Origin of the sequence: Nocardioides allogilvus, assembly GCF_003047285.1 — a bacterium.
Lineage (GTDB): Bacteria > Actinomycetota > Actinomycetes > Propionibacteriales > Nocardioidaceae > Nocardioides > Nocardioides allogilvus.
The window spans coordinates 1-787 of the sequence record NZ_PZYX01000047.1 but is presented as its reverse complement, the minus strand read 5'-3'; the positions used below and the strand labels follow the sequence as shown (position 1 = coordinate 787).

Annotated in this window: 1 protein-coding gene; it reads right to left on the bottom strand. The window is 40.5% G+C overall.

Annotated features, from left to right (window positions below):
• On the bottom strand, nt 1–787 hold a 787-nt coding region (locus tag C9J87_RS19355; RefSeq protein WP_107706366.1), incomplete at both ends, for an outer membrane beta-barrel protein.

The following is a 787-nucleotide window of genomic DNA, read 5'->3' as shown; positions in this document are numbered from 1 at the left end:
GGCGATTTCAGTGTTAGCTGCGTCTAAAGCTGTTGCTGCTGCTGGTTTTAAGCTTGATTTACCGAAATCAAATAAAACGTCTGAGCTGAATGCGAAGTTTTTAGTTACAACTTCTGGCTCAACAACTGGTGCTACAGCGCCTTGACCGAAACGGTATGATAAACCTGCTGTTACAGAGTGGATATCAGGAGCATATTGGAAGTCCACATCTTGTGTGCCTGAACGAACTAATGCTTTATTTAAGTTACCCGCTTTGTTTAAGTATTGGTATTCAACACGTGCCGCTAATTCAGGAAGAATTGCGTACTCAACACCTGCACCTAAAATAGTTGATGCTTTTAATTTGTGGAATTTTGTTGTTGATTCGTTAGTGTTTTCCGCACCATATTTTTTATAGTCATTACGAACAACCGCAATACCTACTTTACCGTAAACGTCTAAGTCAGGTAATACTTCGTAGCTTGGTTTTAACGCTAAGTTTAAACCGTGAGCAGAGTGTTTAACTGTACGGAATTCATCTACGTTACCACGTACGCGACCGTAGTAGTCATAGCCTAATTCAGCTGCTAAACCGAAGTTATTTTGGTTTAAGATTTGGTAACCGCCGAATACACCGTAAGTTACAGAGTTACGGTTGATACCATACTTACGTGTTTTATCATTATAACGATCATCGTGACCAGATTTTAATTGGTTAACACCGTGGTGAAATGATGATTGACCAACTTTCGCACCTGCGTAGAAAGTATTTTGTTGTGGAGCTGCTTGAGCTACTGCTGCAGCCGAT